Consider the following 14,040-nt stretch of genomic DNA (forward strand, 5'->3'; position numbering starts at 1 on the left):
GCCAAAGGCCTGCTGCTGTTGCCGCATTACCTGACCGAAGCCACCCAGGAAGGCGTTGCGGCTCACGTTGAAGCCGTGTGCAAATCGGTCAACATCGGCGTCATCGTCTACAACCGCAACGTGTGCCGCCTGACCGCGCCGCTGCTGGAGCGTCTGGCCGAACGCTGCCCCAACCTGATCGGTTACAAAGATGGTTTGGGTGACATCGAACTGATGGTCTCGATCCGCCGCCGTCTTGGCGATCGTTTCAGCTATCTGGGCGGTTTGCCGACGGCCGAAGTCTACGCTGCGGCTTACAAGGCGCTGGGCGTACCGGTTTACTCCTCGGCGGTGTTCAACTTCATCCCGAAAACCGCGATGGAGTTCTACCACGCCATTGCCCGCGAAGATCACACCACTGTCGGCAAGATCATCGACGACTTCTTCCTGCCGTACCTGGACATCCGCAACCGCAAAGCCGGTTACGCGGTGAGCATTGTCAAGGCCGGGGCCACTATTTCTGGGCACAGCGCAGGCCCGGTGCGCACCCCGCTGACTGATTTGTTGCCAGAAGAATACGAAGCCCTGGCGGCCTTGATCGACAAGCAAGGTCCGCAGTAAATAATTCCCAAGGCCGCTGAGAAATCAGCGGCCTTTTGCGTAAGGAAATTCGCAAAACCATGACATGGTCGTAAAAAAGCTGCCTACGGCGGTTCCTGATACACCGCTCCACCTCTGTAAGCGCTACCGCAGGGACATCATTGTTTCACCCGCGCATAAAAATAATTTGTGGGAGTACACGTACCATGCAAGCGACCAAGCCGACGCACGTGCGCTATTTGATTCTGCTCATGCTTTTTCTGGTGACCACCATCAATTACGCCGACCGTGCAACCATCGCCATCGCAGGCTCCAGCCTGCAAAAAGACCTCGGCATTGACGCCGTCACGCTGGGTTTTATCTTCTCCGCTTTTGGTTGGGCCTATGTGGCCGGACAAATCCCCGGCGGCTGGCTGCTTGATCGTTTCGGCTCGAAAAAAGTCTATGCCCTGAGCATCTTCACGTGGTCGCTGTTCACCGTGTTGCAAGGCTATGTCGGTGAATTCGGCGTCTCCACCGCGATCGTCGCGTTGTTTATGCTGCGCTTTCTGGTGGGCCTGGCCGAAGCGCCATCCTTCCCCGGCAATGCGCGCATTGTCGCGGCCTGGTTTCCCACGGCTGAACGCGGCACCGCCTCGGCGATTTTCAACTCGGCGCAATATTTTGCGACCGTGATCTTCGCGCCGTTGATGGGCTGGATCGTCTACACCTTCGGCTGGCAACACGTGTTCGTGGTAATGGGCAGCATCGGGATCGTGTTCTCGCTGATCTGGCTAAAACTTATCCACAGTCCGCGCCAACACCCGATGATCAACGAGGCTGAGTTCAAACACATCGCCGACAACGGCGGCCTGGTCGACATGGATCAAGACAACGTCAGCGGCAAGAAAGTCGACGGCCCGAAGTGGGATTACATTCGCCAGTTGTTGACCAACCGCATGATGCTGGGTGTGTACCTGGGCCAGTACTGCATCAACGGCATCACCTACTTCTTCCTGACCTGGTTCCCGGTGTATCTGGTGCAAGAGCGTGGCATGACCATCCTCAAGGCAGGATTTATCGCTTCGCTGCCGGCGATCTGCGGATTTATCGGCGGCGTATTGGGCGGGGTTATTTCCGATTATTTACTGCGTAAAGGCCACTCGCTGACCTTTGCCCGCAAGGCGCCGATCATTGGTGGCTTGTTGCTATCAACGACCATCGTGGCGTGCAACTATGTCGATATTGAGTGGATGGTGGTTGGCTTCATGGCCTTGGCCTTCTTCGGCAAAGGCGTTGGCGCGCTGGGCTGGGCGGTGGTGTCTGACACCTCGCCCAAACAAATCGCGGGCTTGAGTGGCGGTCTGTTCAACATGTTCGGCAACATCGCCTCCATCACCACCCCGATTGTCATCGGCTACATCATCAGCACCACGGGCTCGTTCAAGTGGGCCTTGGTGTTTGTGGGCTGCAATGCGCTGGTGGCGGTGTTCAGTTACCTGGTCATCGTGGGGCCGATCAAGCGCGTGGTCCTCAAAGAGCCGCCCGTCAGCGGCCCACAAATAAACACACTTGTTTCAGCTCATTCCTAAGGGGCGCGTCATGACGTTGATTGAACATTCCGATTCGCCGCGCACCATCCAATTGCATGCGCGCGATAACGTGGCCGTGGTGGTGAATGATCAGGGAGTACCGGCCGGGACCGAGCTTGCCGATGGCCTCATAACCCTGGATTTTGTGCCGCAGAGCCACAAGGTCACGTTGGTCGACATCGCCGAAGGTGGCGAAGTGATCCGCTACGGCCAAACCATCGGCTACGCCTTGCAAGCCATCCCCCGCGGCAGTTGGGTCAATGAAGACCAACTGCGCATGCCCACCGCGCCGCCGCTGGACAGCCTGCCGCTGGCCACCGATATACCGGCCGCGCAGGCGCCGCTGGAAGGTTTTACGTTTGAGGGCTATCGCAACGCCGACGGCACCGTCGGGACGCGCAATATCCTGGGTATCACTACCACCGTTCAATGTGTGACCGGGGTGTTGAACCATGCGGTCAAGCGTATCCGCGACGAACTGCTGCCAAAGTACCCGAATGTCGACGACGTCGTGGCGCTGACCCACAGCTACGGCTGCGGCGTGGCGATCAGTGCCACTGACGCCTACATCCCGATTCGCACCGTGCGCAATCTGGCACGCAACCCTAACTTGGGGGGCGAAGCGCTGGTCATCAGCTTGGGCTGCGAGAAATTGCAGGCCGGGCAAGTGATGCACGACAACGACAGCTCGGTGGACCTCAGCGAACCGTGGTTGTACCGCCTGCAGGATTCCAGTCACGGCTTTGCCGAAATGGTCGAGCAGATCATGGCGCTGGCCGAAACCCGTTTGAAAAAGCTCGATCGGCGCCGTCGCGAAACCGTGCCGGCGTCCGAGCTGATACTGGGCATGCAATGCGGCGGCAGCGATGCATTTTCCGGGATCACTGCCAACCCGGCACTGGGTTACGCCTCGGACTTGTTGCTGCGGGCCGGAGCGACCGTGATGTTTTCTGAAGTTACCGAAGTGCGCGACGCCATTTACCTGCTGACCTCACGTGCTCAAAGCCAGGACGTCGCCCAGGCGCTGGTGCGCGAGATGGACTGGTACGACCGTTACCTGGCCAAAGGCGAAGCGGATCGCAGCGCCAACACCACCCCGGGCAACAAAAAAGGCGGGTTGTCGAACATCGTCGAAAAATCGTTGGGTTCTATCGTTAAATCCGGCAGCAGCGCGATCAATGGCGTGCTTGGGCCGGGTGAGCGTTTCACGCGCAAAGGGCTGATTTTTTGCGCCACGCCTGCCAGTGATTTTGTCTGCGGCACGCTGCAACTGGCCGCCGGGATGAACCTGCACGTGTTCACCACCGGGCGGGGCACCCCGTATGGTTTAGCGATGGCGCCGGTGGTCAAAGTGTCGACCCGGACCGAACTGGCACAGCGCTGGCCGGATCTGATTGACATCGATGCCGGGCGCATCGCTACCGGGCGAGCGAGCATCGAGGAACTGGGTTGGGAACTGTTCCACTACTACCTGGACGTGGCCAGCGGCAGAAAACACACCTGGGCCGAACAGCACAAACTGCACAATGACCTCACCCTGTTCAACCCGGCGCCGATTACCTGACCCCAGCTTTACCCCAGCAACATCCCCCAAAACATCGCGATGACGGCTAACGCCATCGCGATTGAGCAACTCCAGCCCAGCCCTTTCAACCCCGGCCCAAGGGTAAATTCGCCCATGATGTCGCGGCGTGATGCCATGCGCATCATCAAAAACATGATGGGCACGGCAATCACACAGTTGACCACCGCACTCCAGACCAGCGCTTTCATGGGGTCAATCGGGGCAAAACAAATCAGCACGCCCAAGAGCGTCGACAGCGCAATCACGGCATAAAAGGCTTTTGCCGCCTGGGGTTTATCCGCCAGGCTGTTTTTCCACCCGAAAGCTCCCGCCATGGCATACGCCGAAGAGCCTGCCAGCACCGGAATCGCCAACAGCCCGGTGCCAATAATCCCGCCTGCGAATAGCCAAAATGCAAACTCACCGGCAATCGGACGCAAAGCCGTGGCGGCCTGGGCTGACGTTTGAATGTCCGTAACACCCTGCAAATGGAGGGTGAGGGCGGTCGTCAACATGATGAAGAACGCAATGACGTTGGAAAAACCCATCCCGATCAGGGTGTCGGTTCGGATGCGCTTGAAATTACTCGCAGCCTGCTCCGGGGCTTGGATCAAAGGCTGCGCGCCGGGGTGGTCTTCCATTTCTTCGACTTCTTGCGACGCCTGCCAGAAGAACAGATAAGGGCTGATGGTGGTGCCAAAGATAGCCACCACCATCGTGATATAGGCCGGGTCCCAGGACAGGTGCGGCCACACGGTGCCGCGGACCACCTCGCCCCAGGGAATGTGCACCGCGAACAGGGTGCCGACATAGGCGAGCAACACCAGGGTCAGCCACTTGAGGACCCGCACATAACGGGTGTAGGGAATGAACACTTGCAACAGCAGGGAAATGATCCCGAAGGCAATGGCATAGAGGTGGGCAGGGCCACCGATCAGCAGTTTCAACGCTTCGCCCATCGCGGCGATGTCGGCGGCTATGTTGGCGATATTGGCGATCAGCAGCAGACTGACGATGGTGTACAAAAATGGCGCTGAGTAGTGCTTGCGAAGGTTGCTCGCCAAGCCATGGCCGCTGACGCGCCCAATCCGCGCACTGATCACCTGAATCCCGACCATCAGTGGAAAGGTAAACAGCACACTCCACAACGTGTTCAGGCCAAATTGAGCGCCGGCTTGCGAGTAAGTGGCGATGCCGCTGGGGTCGTCATCGGCGGCCCCGGTGATTAAACCCGGGCCCAGCTTTTTCAGCAGCGCAGTGTCGCCGTCTGCTGGCGGCTTTGAATCGGGCTCGCGACTTTTCATGGGGGCGGCATCGAACGGTGGCAGGCGGCCACACTCAACTGTGACTCAGGCCTGCCCATAAGGTTTCCGACCGTCCGGCGCCTGCGGGGTTACTTGCCCCGCGACTGGCAAGGAATCAACAGGCTCGCGCAGATGGTTACGCTTGTCGGCATCGCGCTCTAGGTCAAAGGCGTCATACAGCTTGCCCGCTGCGGTATAGCTACGCACTTTGAGGCTTGAGCCCTGGACGTCGATGGTTTGATACAACTGGGTTTCTTCGGCGCTGCGATCCGGTTGTCGTTGGGTGCGGTCATTGAGGCCATACATCGTGGAGCCCGCCACCGACACCATGTACACCGGCCCCTGCACCTGGCTGCCGGCACGCGCCAGGCGGGAGGCTTCACGCCCGGCTTCATGGGGCACGCGGTTGTAGCAATGGTCGTGGCCCTGCCACACCAAATCGACCGAGTAACGTTCGAACAGCGGTTTCCAGGCCGCCTTCAACGGCTCGGTGTCTTCGAGGCGGGAGCAGGTGAACACGGGTTAGTGATTGACCACAATGTTCCTGCGCGCCGGGCTGTTTTTCAGGCGGCTCTCAAGCCATTCGGTTTGCTTGGCCAGCGTGCCCATGTCGAGGGCCGCAGTGCCATCGAGCACGATAAAACGCACGCCCTGGTAATCGACAAAATAAGTTGTGTTCTTTAAACCCGCCACGCCGTTGTCCGGCAACGCAAACTGACGGTTCCAGTGCGGGCTCAGGATGCGGCTTTCACTGCCGAGGTATTCGTGATTACCGATGGCGACCACTTGGGGAAGCATCGCGTAGTGGTAGCCACCGGCCTGATTCCACTCGCCCCATTGATCGTCGTGTATCAGGTCATCGCGTTGCGAGACCAAGTCCCCGGCATGCACGATCAGCGCCGGGTTGGCGACACTTTGCAGCGCCTGACGAAGACTGCGCGAGGCCAGCGACAAGATGTCATTCTGCCTATCGCCCATGTAGATAAAGTTAAACGGTTTGAACGCTTCGGCCGGGGTGTGGAACTGCAACCATTCGCTCCAGCCCTCACCTGGCTGGCGCACGGTGCTGAACCGTTTACAAGCGTCGGCAGGCATTTGTTGTCGTCGCGGGTGCTGGGTTGATGAAGGGAAGGGCGGGAAAAGCGAGGGCTGACGTTGCGGTATCCCAGAATGAGTGACTGGGATACCCATCGACATTCAGGAAGAAAACGCCTCTGCGCGTGGCTGCATGGGCTCTTTGTGTTTGAGCGGTTGGTGCCAGGCGAGTTGCGCCTGGACATCACCCACGGCATCCAGGACGCGCTGCGCCCAGTTTTCATCTTCGGGATGGACGACCACCACGCGAAAGCCGTGAGCATGGCCTTCCAGCTTCACGCCCTCGGAGTCATCGACATGCAAGTCGATATCGAAGGCTGGCGGGAATTTCGAGGGGGAGTTTTCAAGTCCGTGGGCTGCCAAGGCATGGCCATGGCTAACACTGTTGACCACGCCGTCAACACGAATGCCATGCAGTAACAGCCAGCGCCTGATGTAAGACGGGGTCCGGCCGGATGAGGTGTAGACCCAGATGCTGCAACCCTGGCGACGCAGCTCTCGGGTCAGGGAACGCGTTCCGATGCGCAGCGGCTCACCTAGCCAGCGATGAAGAAAGTCGGGCAGCCAGCTTTGCTCAACGTCGCAGTGGTGGCGTTGGCAGGCCAGGGTGTCATCAATATCAAACGAAATACGGATGCACTGGCGTTTGAGCAGGCGGGTCGGGATGCCGCACTGTTTGGCCAGTCGGCTGGCGGCTGATCGGAATTTGGCGAGCCTAGGGTGCCTGCTCATCAGTGGCCCCCTTGTCGGGCGGACAGAGGTGTGTCTTTAAGAAAAAACTTGCTGCGAGCAGGCGCCTGCTCTTCCAGAAAGGCCGCGTATTTCTTCTTGATCTTGGGCAATTCGTACAATGCCTTGACGCCATGTTTGGCAGAGTTGCGTATGACCGAGGACGGGTTGAAGTAGCCCACGGCGTTTTCCAGCGTCAGCACGAACGGCGACAAGCCTTCGCGCATGAGCAAATAGCTGACGATGAGTGAGCCGCTGCGGTTATTGCCTTCGATAAACAATTGAGGCTCGCTGAGAATTCGTACATAGACACCGGCAGCACGCTTCCAGACTGATTCGTTGCGGTGCGCGCTGTACCAATTGAACAAGTCCTTTATCCCACCCTCAACGTTGTTGAAGAAGTGCTCTTCGGTTGCCAGCAGGTGCTGAGCGTATTCCTGTCGGCCTGCCGGGTCTCGGCCACAGAGAACCGTCGCATTGATCTCCAGCATCAGGTTCAGTTGCTGAAGGTCAAACAGGTCAACGCCACGTGCGACATAGTCGTCAATCAGCGCATAGCCTTCAAGTACATTGAGCAGCACTTCGTCAGTCAAAGGATCACGCTGCTCGGTAAAGTGCTGGCTGAGCTCGGCAAAGCGGCTCTGCACCTTACGCAAGGCGTGTTCAATTGCTGGCAAATCAAGACGATGCATTGCAGGCATTAGCGTTCCTGAAAAACGGTGTTTGAGAATGAAAAACGACCGTACGTCCGACAACGCTTTTGGGCGTTTGGCGCACGTACAGTCCTGAGCCGATACCGATGGCTTAGCTGAACTTGCCGGTGATGTAGTCACCCGTCATTTGTTCGCGCGGGTTGTCGAAAATCTGCGTGGTTGGCCCCATTTCAACCAGGTAGCCGGTGCGCGTGCCTTGCGAAATATCCACCGAGAAAAAGGCCGTTGTGTCCGCCACCCGGATAGCCTGCTGCATGTTGTGGGTCACTAGGGCGATGGTGTAGTCCTTCTTCAACTCGACCATCAGCTCTTCTACCCGGCGGGTGGCGATCGGGTCGAGTGCCGAGCAGGGCTCATCCAGCAGCAGCACTTCAGGTTCGGTTGCAATAGCGCGAGCAATACACAGACGTTGTTGCTGACCGCCGGAAAGGGACAGGCCGCTGACTTTGAGCTTGTCTTTGACTTCATCCCACAGCGCGGCGCCTTGCAGGGCGTGCTTTACGCGGTCGCCCAGGTCGCCTTTGTACCGGTTGAGGCGCAGGCCGAAAGCGACGTTGTCGAAGATGCTCATCGAAAACGGGTTTGGCTGTTGGAACACCATGCCGATGTAGCGGCGCACGACAACCGGATCAACGCCCTTGCCATACACGTCTTGCCCGAGGAAATGCACGTGGCCCTCAAAGCGAAACCCTTTGACCAGGTCGTTCATGCGATTGAGGCTACGCAGCACCGTACTTTTGCCGCAGCCGGAAGGACCAATGAAACCGGTGATCTTGTTCTTTTCAATCGGCACATGGCTGTCGCGCACTGCCAGGAAGTTACCGTAGAAAATCTTGTCCAGTTTGCAGTCCATGACCACAGGCGCCTGGGTGATAAACGGAGCGGCTATTTGTGCAGATGATACGTTCAAAATTCAGATGCTCCCGTTCTCAATACTTGGGCTTGCCGAAAATACGGCTGACGATATTCACGACCAGTACGATCATTACCAGCACCAGCGAGGCCGCCCATGCGAGCTCGAGCTGGTTGTCGAAAGGCATGCCGGAGAAGTTGTAAATCAGTACGGCAAGCGACGCCGTCGGATTCATGACTGCCAGGCTGCCGTCGTGGAAGATCCAGTAGTTGCTGAACAGCGCGGTAAACAACAAGGGGGCGGTTTCGCCGGCGGCGCGGGCCACGGCCAGCATCACGCCCGTCAAGATGGCCGGCATGCCGGTCGGCAACACGATTTTCCAGATCACCTGTGAGCGGGTGCAGCCCATGCCGTAGGCGGCGTCCTTCATGATCTTGGGCACCATCTTCATCGACTCTTCAGCCGTCAACACCACGATGGGCAGCATCAGTACCGCCAGTGCCACGCCACCGGCCGGTGCCGAGTAGGTTCCGGTGGTCATGACCACCAGGGCGTAGGCGAATACACCCGCCAAAATGGAAGGCAGACCTGTCAGCATCTTCGCCGCAAAGCGCGAGGCGTTTGCCAGTTTGTTGTCGGGCCCCAGTTCAGCCAGGAATACGGCTGCCATGATGCCGACTGGAACCGCGATGGCGGCGGCAATGCCGACCATCACAAAAGTACCTGCCATCGCGTTACCAAAACCGCCGCCCGTCTCGAAACCGGTGGGTGGCAATTCAGTGAACACTTCGAGGCTCAGGCGTGCACCGCCGCGGGTGATCAGCATGTAGAGCACGGAGATCAGCGGCACGCTGGCGATCAGTGCGCCCGCCCAGACCAGCGTGGTCAACACCAGGCTGCGCAGGGCACGGCCTTCAAACCTGCGCTGCAGGCTCGGTAAGGCGGCGACTGGGGACGTGAGGTTTGTCATTATTTGTGACCCCGCTGGGCGTAAAGCATGATCATGGAGCCGAGGACGTTGACCAGCAGTGTGATGAACATCAGGACCAGAGCGGCATACATCAACACTTCGATCTCGTTGGGGCCGGCTTCGGGGAAGTTAAGCGCCAACAAGGCCGCCAAGGTATTGGCCGGGGCAAACAGAGAAAGCGAAATGTTGTTGGCGTTGCCTACCAGCATCGCCAGCGCCATGGTTTCACCCAGCGCGCGACCCAGGCCGAGGACCAGAGAGCCGAAAATACCGGTGGAAGCGGAGGGCACCATGACTTTGAGAATCGCTTCCCAGTGGGTGGTGCCCATGCCGTAGGCGGCTTGCTTGGTTTTCATGGGAACGGCGGTGAGGGCGTCCTGCGAAACAGCAGCGATGGTCGGCAGAATCATGATTGCCAGTACCAGCGCCGCAGGCAGCAGTCCCGGGCCGCTCAAAGAGGTACTGAAAAAAGGTATCCAGCCCAGTTCGCTGTTCAACCACGCTGTGAGCGGTCGAATCGCCGGGATCACCACGTAAATCCCCCATAGGCCGTAAACCACACTTGGGATGGCGGCGAGCAACTCGACGATGGTGCGAAACACCGCGGCCAGCTTGGCTGGCAAGAAATCCTGGGTTAGAAAAATCGCCATGCTGACGCCGAAAACACCGGCGATCAGCAGTGCGATCAGGGCGCTGTAAAGCGTGCCCCAAATAGCTGGCAGAATGCCGTACTTGCCTTGGTTAACGTCCCAGACGCTACCGAATATCACGTCAAAACCGTGTTTTTCCATACCTGGAAGGGCTTTGCGTCCCACCTCGAACACCAAGGCGAAGACCAGCGCCAGAATCAGAACCACCCCTATTCGCGAAAGTGCGCGGAAAGTGCGATCAACCAGAAAGTCCTTCGCAGAGGGCGGTTGGCAGGCAGAATCCGGGTTAACCGGTACAACAAAAGGTGTGTTCATTGGCTAATTCCGGAGCAGGGGGGAAACTTTCCCGGCATGGCTGAGCGCACATGCCGAGAGAGGCCTCACGAGCGTTACTGGATGTTGGCGGAAGCTTTGCGAACTTGTTCAACAACCGATTTCGGCAGTGGGATGTAGCCCATCGAGTCAGCAATTTTCTGACCTTCAGTCAGGCTGTACTCGACCATCTCACGCATGGCTTTGGCTTTAGCCGGGTTGTCGTTGTGCTTGCGGAAGATCATCCAGGTGTAGGAAGTGATCGGGTAGGACTTGGCACCGTCCGGATCAGGCAGCCACGACACCAGGCTTTCCGGCATTTTCACAGCGGCCAGCGCTTCGGCACCGCTTTCAGCGTTAGGCACAACGTAGTTGCCAGCCTTGTTTTGCAGCTGAGCGAAATCAACTTTGGCCAGCTTGGCGAAGCCGTATTCGATGTAGCCAATTGCGCCTGGAGTCTGGCGTACGGTGGCGGTTACACCATCGTTTTTCGGCGACTTGATGAACTTGTCGCTGGCTGGCCAGTTAACCGTGTTGCCTTCGCCCAGTTCCTTCTGGAACTCTGGGTTGATAGCGGCCAAGTGCTTGGTGAATACAGCGGTCGTGCCGCTGGAGTCAGCACGCACAACAACAGTGATCGGCATATCCGGCAGTTTCAGGCCCGGGTTAGCGGCTGCTATCTGTGGATCGTTCCAGTTTGTGATCTTGCCCAGGAAAATGTTGGAGTAAACATCGCGTGGCAATTTCAGCTCTTTAGGATTACCTGGCAGGTTAAAAGCCAGAACGATTTCACCGGCTGTCATGGGCAGCAGTTGCACGCCTTCTGCCACCTTGGCGATGTCTTCTTCTTTCATCGCCGAGTCACTGGCGGCGAAATCAACGGTTTTATTCAAAAAGTCTTGCACACCCGCACCGCTGCCCTTGGACTGATAGTCCACGGTGACGCCTGGGGTTTTCTTGCTGAAATCCTTGAACCAAGTCAGGTAAATCGGAGCCGGGAAGCTGGCGCCGGAACCTGTCAGACGTACACTTTCAGCAGCAAAAGACATTGAGGTTGCACAAAGAGAAACCGCAACGGCCAGTGCAGCAGACTTCATTAAACTTTTCATCGAAGGAGTTCCGTGTGAGATCGGGCCCGAGAACTTTGCAACAATGATGTGACACTTTTATGAATAGCGAATGTTCTTACAGAGTTCTGTGCCGAGTCAGATAGGGTCCGACATATGGGCGGCGGGCTTTAACTGGCTGAACTGACAGCACACGGGGATGACATAGCTTCGTAACACGTTACGACCAAGTCATTGCGTAACTCTTCGCCATTCACCTCAGCAAGCCCTTCATTTCGTCCAAAACTCAGGCTTCGACTGGCTAATAGGGCCCATTGGCTGAGTGAGGTGAATTTCCCAAGGGGGGCCCGGCCCTCATCTACCGCTCGTACGAGACGTCCGTCGCTGACGTGCTGTTCAGTCAGGCTTTTGGGCAGCCAAGCGACGCCTTTGTTTTAACCAAGAGGGACCACTCGTTTGACGTCCAGGCCTGCGAGTGCGAAATGGCCGCCATGAAAAGTGAGAAGGCCGAGGGCAAGGCGTTGTTGGCTGGGGCTTGGTGAGATGATCGCGTTAATGTGCTGTCTCTTCATTGCGCAGATTACCCTGGGCGAGAAGTTCTCACGCTTTGACCGTCTTCTTCCCTGTTTGAGCGAGTGAGAGTTCTGGGTAGGTACCTAGGCCCATATTGATGCGGTTTTTGGTGATCGGCTGGCGGTAGTTGAAGCTCCATGGGCCGGGGTAATCTGAACAGATTCTTTAAGATGCTGATTTTAATAGATTATTTACGGTTAAGCTTTTTATTGGAATACCTTTTGGAATACCATCCGCGAATCTTCTTAGATTCCCGTCTTTACGTCGACCAAAGCTCGATTCCATAGCTGTACTTCGGATCTCGCTTTTGAGCGCGACCAACGGCTTCTGATAGCAATTGCTGGCGCTTGGTAATACCTTCACTCGCTCTGGCGAGTCAGCACGTGCCTTATTGCTGTCGCGTATGTGCGCCCCAGGTTCAGAAGATCGTCAGCGCATTCAGGTCGCCGTTCGGATTGTGGTGATAAAGGGGGACTCGACCCTATCGAACGCTAAATGTACCTGGGCCTTGGCGCGGGTCACACCCACGTAAAACAGGCGCGCGGCCTCCTCATATGCTTCGCGCGTCTTAACGTATTTGCTCGGGACCACGCCTTCTTCCAGTCCAAGCATGATCACGGCCTGAGACTCTAACCCTTTTGAGCTGTGAAGCGTCATGAGGTTAATCTGATCTGGGCTCTTTCCCTGATTGTCAAAAATCTGGATGGTGAAGTCTTCAAGCACCCCACCTTCAGCGGCAGCTTCGATAAGCTCATTAAGGTTATCGATCTCGTCGCTCAGACGTGGCTCGTCACAAAGCATGTCGTCCAGAACGGCCTTAGCTAGTGTTCCGTTTGGTTAGTTCGTTAATCTAAAAAACTAGAAACCACTGGGGGTAACCTATTTTTTTAGGAAAACGAATTAACCGCTCGAGACACTAGGGAGGTCAGCCACTCATGAAGCGACAACGCGCCATCTCTCAGCGCGAAAAGAGCTGAGATCAGTTGTTTGCGAGACTGGTGTAGCTGAGTCTCGCTTTTTCCCGCCCGCTGCAAGCGTCGCCAAACTTTGAGCAAGTGGGAAAGCTGTACCTCACCGGTCTCCCAACCTCCAGCACACTATTGCGCTGCCTCGGTGAGCCGCTCGGTTACGGGCGATCCCAAGAAGGTGGGGTACTGTTTTTTAGTTATGAGATTTTTAGTAGTTGTGATGTTCTGATTCTTTCAGGTATGTGGTCATTCTTTTCTGCTTCCATTTCTATCAATATTTCTAAGAGCCTTGCTCGGCTAACTTCATAGCGGCTTGCCAACTTTTCGAGGCTTTCAATTGCCTTGTCTGAAAGAACGAAGTTGTACTGAGCTTTTCCTTTTAGATTTTCCCTGTATTTTCGTTGGGTCCATCCTTTTTTTATTTTTCCTATATAAAGTTCTTTTTGTTCTCGTGAATAATTCGTTTTGTCAAAAAAAATCAAGATGTCTTCGAATGTTTCGAATGGGGTTGATCCAAGTGTGGCGGCGAAGGAGTTCTTTGTTAGCCAGTCCCAAGCGAATTGGCTTTTCTGGTCGTCGTCTTTATACCAAACATACACTTTGTCGTTTGTTTTGTGGCTTTTCCATCTTTGTTCAAGATCTCTTAGTAGTTTTGTTTTCTGAGTTATATCTTTTTGCCATACGTCGAGGATCGCTATAGGGAGATCTTTTTCTGTGAGGTCAAAGTAATAATTGAGTTGGCTGTGTTCGGTCAAAATTTGAATTTCTCTTGTAATCCATTCTGTTGCGCGGCGGTCTTCTGTTATCCATTCAGTTTCTTTTTTGTGGACAAGTTGCTTGCATCTTTCTTTCAGTAATTCGCCGACTCTCCATGGCCTAGTTTGTAGGTATCTGGCCATTTTGTCTCTCATGCCAGTATCGAAGTAGTCATTTGGGTTAAATGTAGTTTCGAAGAATACAAGTGTGTACCACAGCCATATATCGTGGCGGTTGTTGTATTCCGTTTCGCCGAGAATCTGGGAAAGATCGTCTTCGAGGTGTAGTGCCACTGTAGAGTCCTTCTAGCGCGATTCAAGTAAAAATCTAGGTGTA

The 14,040-nt window shown here is 56.2% G+C and carries 14 protein-coding genes and 1 pseudogene; 3 read left to right on the forward strand and 12 right to left on the reverse strand.

Features of this window, described 5'->3' with window-relative positions; translation table 11 throughout:
- The 3 genes from ACIQYF_RS21685 to garD form a co-directional block, all read left to right on the forward strand.
- On the forward strand, positions 1–600 hold a 600-nt coding region (locus tag ACIQYF_RS21685), incomplete at its 5' end, for a 5-dehydro-4-deoxyglucarate dehydratase (RefSeq protein WP_402865915.1).
- Positions 601–785: 185 nt separating this feature from the next.
- A complete protein-coding gene (locus tag ACIQYF_RS21690) occupies positions 786–2,150 on the forward strand; it encodes an MFS transporter (RefSeq protein WP_402865917.1) in 1,365 nt (454 codons plus the stop codon).
- A gap of 10 nt (positions 2,151–2,160) precedes the next feature.
- Entirely contained in the window at positions 2,161–3,714 is a 1,554-nt protein-coding gene (gene garD / locus ACIQYF_RS21695) for a galactarate dehydratase (RefSeq protein ID WP_402865919.1), read from the forward strand.
- An 8-nt stretch (positions 3,715–3,722) separates the two neighbouring features.
- On the opposite strand, the gene ACIQYF_RS21700 is transcribed toward garD, so the two are convergent.
- The 12 genes and pseudogenes from ACIQYF_RS21700 to ACIQYF_RS21755 all read right to left on the reverse strand — a co-directional run bounded on the left by ACIQYF_RS21700 (position 3,723) and on the right by ACIQYF_RS21755 (position 13,997).
- Positions 3,723–5,018: an NRAMP family divalent metal transporter gene (locus ACIQYF_RS21700; protein ID WP_402865921.1), complete on the reverse strand. Its 1,296-nt coding sequence runs from the start codon at positions 5,016–5,018 to the stop codon at positions 3,723–3,725.
- A gap of 45 nt (positions 5,019–5,063) precedes the next feature.
- Positions 5,064–5,537, reverse strand: coding sequence for a hypothetical protein (locus ACIQYF_RS21705; RefSeq protein ID WP_402865923.1), 474 nt, complete (start codon positions 5,535–5,537; stop codon positions 5,064–5,066).
- 3 nt (positions 5,538–5,540) lie between these two features.
- Positions 5,541–6,113, reverse strand: a complete 573-nt coding sequence (locus ACIQYF_RS21710) for a metallophosphoesterase family protein (protein ID WP_402865925.1) — start codon at positions 6,111–6,113, stop codon at positions 5,541–5,543.
- A gap of 102 nt (positions 6,114–6,215) precedes the next feature.
- Positions 6,216–6,845 carry a hypothetical protein gene (locus ACIQYF_RS21715; RefSeq protein ID WP_402865927.1) on the reverse strand — a complete coding sequence of 210 codons (630 nt, stop codon included), beginning with the start codon at positions 6,843–6,845 and terminating at the stop codon, positions 6,216–6,218.
- Positions 6,845–7,543: a hypothetical protein gene (locus ACIQYF_RS21720; RefSeq protein ID WP_402865929.1), complete on the reverse strand. Its 699-nt coding sequence runs from the start codon at positions 7,541–7,543 to the stop codon at positions 6,845–6,847. The genes ACIQYF_RS21715 and ACIQYF_RS21720 overlap by 1 nt, the downstream gene beginning before the upstream one ends.
- A 103-nt stretch (positions 7,544–7,646) precedes the next feature.
- Positions 7,647–8,408 carry a phosphate ABC transporter ATP-binding protein PstB gene (pstB, locus tag ACIQYF_RS21725; protein WP_402865995.1) on the reverse strand — a complete coding sequence of 254 codons (762 nt, stop codon included), beginning with the start codon at positions 8,406–8,408 and terminating at the stop codon, positions 7,647–7,649.
- Positions 8,409–8,484: 76 nt separating this feature from the next.
- Positions 8,485–9,378: a phosphate ABC transporter permease PstA gene (pstA, locus tag ACIQYF_RS21730; RefSeq protein WP_402865931.1), complete on the reverse strand. Its 894-nt coding sequence runs from the start codon at positions 9,376–9,378 to the stop codon at positions 8,485–8,487.
- Positions 9,378–10,343, reverse strand: coding sequence for a phosphate ABC transporter permease subunit PstC (gene pstC, locus ACIQYF_RS21735; protein WP_402865933.1), 966 nt, complete (start codon positions 10,341–10,343; stop codon positions 9,378–9,380). Before pstC ends, pstA begins: the two co-directional genes overlap by 1 nt.
- A gap of 74 nt (positions 10,344–10,417) precedes the next feature.
- Complete coding sequence (gene pstS / locus ACIQYF_RS21740; RefSeq protein WP_402865935.1) at positions 10,418–11,449, reverse strand: phosphate ABC transporter substrate-binding protein PstS; 1,032 nt, start codon at positions 11,447–11,449, stop codon at positions 10,418–10,420.
- Positions 11,450–11,677: 228 nt separating this feature from the next.
- A pseudogene (locus ACIQYF_RS21745) lies at positions 11,678–11,841 on the reverse strand (LysR family transcriptional regulator); the annotation flags it as partial.
- Positions 11,842–12,418: 577 nt separating this feature from the next.
- Positions 12,419–12,781: a 3'-5' exonuclease gene (locus ACIQYF_RS21750; protein ID WP_402865937.1), complete on the reverse strand. Its 363-nt coding sequence runs from the start codon at positions 12,779–12,781 to the stop codon at positions 12,419–12,421.
- A 364-nt stretch (positions 12,782–13,145) separates the two neighbouring features.
- Positions 13,146–13,997 carry a hypothetical protein gene (locus ACIQYF_RS21755; RefSeq protein WP_402865939.1) on the reverse strand — a complete coding sequence of 284 codons (852 nt, stop codon included), beginning with the start codon at positions 13,995–13,997 and terminating at the stop codon, positions 13,146–13,148.
- Positions 13,998–14,040 lie beyond the last annotated feature (43 nt).

It is taken from the genome of Pseudomonas sp. NPDC096917 (assembly GCF_044762555.1).
Classification (GTDB): Bacteria; Pseudomonadota; Gammaproteobacteria; order Pseudomonadales; family Pseudomonadaceae; genus Aquipseudomonas.